The organism is Variovorax sp. P4_D9 (genome assembly GCF_056401695.1).
This window is the reverse complement of sequence record NZ_JBFUIU010000895.1, coordinates 1-3,439: the sequence shown is the minus strand read 5'-3', so window position 1 is coordinate 3,439 and position 3,439 is coordinate 1. Positions and strand designations below refer to the sequence as shown.

Annotated in this window: 5 protein-coding genes; all 5 read left to right on the top strand. The window is 62.8% G+C overall.

Features of this window, described 5'->3' with window-relative positions; genetic code table 11:
* Window positions 1-496 precede the first annotated feature (496 nt).
* Window positions 497-1,498: a 1,2-phenylacetyl-CoA epoxidase subunit PaaA gene (gene paaA, locus AC1DY5_RS47745; protein WP_478121365.1), complete on the top strand. Its 1,002-nt coding sequence runs from the start codon at window positions 497-499 to the stop codon at window positions 1,496-1,498.
* 27 nt (window positions 1,499-1,525) lie between these two features.
* On the top strand, window positions 1,526-1,810 hold the full coding sequence (paaB, locus tag AC1DY5_RS47740) for a 1,2-phenylacetyl-CoA epoxidase subunit PaaB (protein ID WP_478121364.1): 285 nt from the start codon (window positions 1,526-1,528) through the stop codon (window positions 1,808-1,810).
* 13 nt (window positions 1,811-1,823) lie between these two features.
* Window positions 1,824-2,579, top strand: a complete 756-nt coding sequence (gene paaC, locus AC1DY5_RS47735; protein WP_478121363.1) for a 1,2-phenylacetyl-CoA epoxidase subunit PaaC — start codon at window positions 1,824-1,826, stop codon at window positions 2,577-2,579.
* Complete coding sequence (gene paaD / locus AC1DY5_RS47730; protein ID WP_478121362.1) at window positions 2,573-3,118, top strand: 1,2-phenylacetyl-CoA epoxidase subunit PaaD; 546 nt, start codon at window positions 2,573-2,575, stop codon at window positions 3,116-3,118. Before paaC ends, paaD begins: the two co-directional genes overlap by 7 nt.
* A 75-nt stretch (window positions 3,119-3,193) precedes the next feature.
* Window positions 3,194-3,439: FAD-binding oxidoreductase (locus tag AC1DY5_RS47725; RefSeq protein ID WP_478121361.1), on the top strand; the 246-nt coding region annotated here is incomplete at its 3' end.

Here is a 3,439-nt window from a genome sequence, read left to right as displayed (position 1 = left end):
GTCCAGAATTGAACGACGCATCGAACCCCTCCAGTTTTTGTCTTTGGTTTCAGTGCGCGCCACCAGTCCCTCAGCCGGTGCGCAAGATCGCAGCGCACGGGTGGAGGTTAGCCCCTGGGTCGATGGTCAAGCGAGCCCGGAGTCTCGAGATCGACCCTCCTCAAATCTCGCCGCCTCCACCTGCTGGCGCTGGCGCAGAGGCTCCGGTTGTTGGCGCCGGCCGAAAATTGACCCACGTTCTGCTGAGCCGCGCGATCCCGTGCGCCCCGCCCCGCAGCGGGACAACTCGCACAGTGCCATTGGTGCAAACCCGGGGCCTGATTCAGATAGTTCCTACAGCCGCGTCGTAACTCAGGAGATGCCTAAACGCACCGATCCACCGAAGATCCCGGACCAGCAAAGCCGTCGAAGGCCTGCGACGCGAAGCCGACACAAAGGCTTCGAACGCACCCCCTTCGACGCACGAATCCACGCTGATGAATCTAGGAGACAAGTGATGTACGCACAGATGGTCGAGACCGGCACGCAGCGCCTGCGCAGCATGAGCGAGTTGAGCGGCGAAGAGAAAGCTTTCCAGAAGCGCATCGACGACGGGATCAAGATCGAGCCCAAGGACTGGATGCCCGATGCCTATCGCAAGACGCTGGTGCGGCAGATCTCGCAACACGCGCATTCCGAGATCGTCGGCCAGCTTCCCGAGGGCAACTGGATCACGCGGGCGCCGACGCTGAAGCGAAAGGCGGTCCTGCTGGCCAAGGTCCAGGACGAGGCCGGCCACGGCCTCTACCTCTACAGCGCCGCGGAAACCCTGGGCGTGAGCCGCGACGAGTTGCTCGACAACCTGCACAGCGGCAAGGCGAAGTACTCGAGCATCTTCAACTACCCGACGATCACGTGGGCCGACATGGGTGCGATCGGCTGGCTCGTCGATGGCTCCGCGATCATCAACCAGATCCCGCTGTGCCGCTGCTCCTACGGGCCCTACGCCCGGGCCATGGTCCGCGTCTGCAAGGAAGAGTCCTTCCACGCGCGCCAGGGCTACGACATCATGATGGCGCTGTGCAACGGAACGGCCGAACAGAAGGCCATGGCGCAGGATGCGCTGAACCGCTGGTGGTGGCCGGCCCTGATGATGTTCGGCCCGCCCGATGCCGAATCGGTCAACAGCGCGCAGTCGGCCCAGTGGCGCATCAAGCTGCATTCGAACGACGAGTTGCGCCAGCGCATGGTGGACCAGACCGTGCCCCAGATCGAGTACCTCGGCCTGACGGTTCCCGATCCGGACCTGCGCTTCAACGAAGAGACCGGCCACTACGAGATCGGCGAGATCGATTGGTCGGAATTCATGAACGTGCTGAAGGGCAACGGGCCTTGCAACCGCGAGCGCTTGCAGACCCGGGTCGATGCCTATGAAAACGGCTCCTGGTTCCGAGACGCCTTGGTGGCCCATGCCGAAAAGGACGAGGCGCGGCGCAAGGCCGGACTCAAGGCCGCCTGAACCAGCAATCCATACAGGAGACACACGATGAGCAAGCAATGGCCCCTATGGGAGGTTTTCGTTCGCAGCCAGCACGGACTCGCACACAAGCATGTGGGCAGCCTGCACGCGCCGGATGCGGAGATGGCAATCAATCACGCACGCGACGTCTACACGCGTCGCAACGAGGGTATCGGCATCTGGGTGGTGCGCGCGGTCGACATCGTGTCGAGCAGCCCCGGCGACAAGGTCGCGCTCTTCGAGCCGTCCAACAACAAGGTGTATCGGCATCCGACCTTCTTCCCCATGCCGGAAGAAGTCAAGCACCTTTGAGGGGAGATCTCGAATGCTAGACGACAAGTTCGACTATCTGCTGCGCTTGGGCGACAACGCGCTCATGCTGAGCCACCGGCTCACCCAATGGTGCGGCAAGGGTCCTGCGCTGGAAGAGGACATGGCGCTGGCCAACGTGGCGCTGGACCTCATCGGCCAAGCCCGCATGTGGCTCAGCTATGCGGGCGAGGTGGAGGGCCGTGGCCGCGACGAGGACAAGCTCGCATTCCTTCGGCATGCGCACGACTTTCGAAACCTGCTGCTGGTCGAACAACCGAACGGCCACTACGCCGATACCCTCGTGCGCCAGTTCTTCTTCGACGCCTGGCATCTGTTCCTGCTGCAGGGATTGACCACCTCCTCGGACGACCGCATCGCAGGAATCGCCGAGAAGGCCCTCAAGGAGGTGACCTACCACGTCCGTCGCAGCAGCGACCTGATCGTGCGATTGGGCGACGGCACCGAGACGAGCCATCGCATGACGCAGGCAGCAGTTGACAAGCTCTGGCCATACACGGGCGAGATGTTCAAGTCCGACGGGGTCGATGACGTCTTGCAGGCACTGGGCATCACCCCTGAGCTGGCTTCATTGCGCGCGCCCTGGCTTGAACATGTCCAGGACGTGCTTTCCGAGGGCACGCTGAGTATGCCGGACGCCGGCGCTTGGATGCAGGAAGGCGGCAAGCAGGGCCGCCATTCCGAGCATCTTGGCTATGCGCTGGCCGAGATGCAGTTTCTGCAGCGCTCTTATCCGGGAGCGCAATGGTGATTCCGACCGATGACTCCAGCGCGCTGACGGCGCTTCCCGACGTCGGCAAGGTCTGGGAGTGGCTGGCCCAGATCGAAGATCCGGAAATCCCCGTGATCTCCATCGTCGACCTGGGCATCGTGCGGGAAGTGCGCTGGGTCGATGGCGACAAGGGGCCGGAATGCCTGGTGGCGATCACCCCGACCTATTCGGGTTGCCCGGCGACCGAGGTGATTTCCAACTCCATCTTGGAGCATTTGCGGATGCACGGGGTGCCGCGCGTGAGGCTCGAATCGCGTCTTTCGCCGCCGTGGACAACGGCATGGCTGGGCGACGAGGCGAAGGCCAAGCTGAAGGCCTACGGCATTGCGCCACCAGGCATCCAGGTGATCTCCGTCGCAGACATCAGGCGCGGGCCGGTGGTGCAGGGAACGACTGCGTGTCCGAGGTGCGGCTCAATCCACGTGCAAATGACGAGCGCCTTCGGATCGACACCCTGCAAGGCACTGTATCGCTGCCTGGACTGTCTCGAGCCTTTCGACCACTTCAAGTGCCACTGAGCCGCCTCTGAGTCCGATTCGACCGCGACACACAACGCAAGCGCACATAAACAACACAGTCCCGGAGACACCCCGATGAGCAAGTTCTATCCACTGTCGGTTGCCAAGGTCAGGAACGAAACGCGCGACACCATTGTCGTCACCCTGGATGTTGCCGACGATTTGAAAGAGAAGTTCGCCTTCGCGCAGGGTCAGCACCTTACGCTGCGCACCGAGATCAATGGCGAAGACGTGCGGCGCTCCTACTCGATCTGTTCGGGCGTGCACGATGGCGACCTGCGCATCGCGATCAAGCGAACGACGGGCGGCGTCTTCTCGACC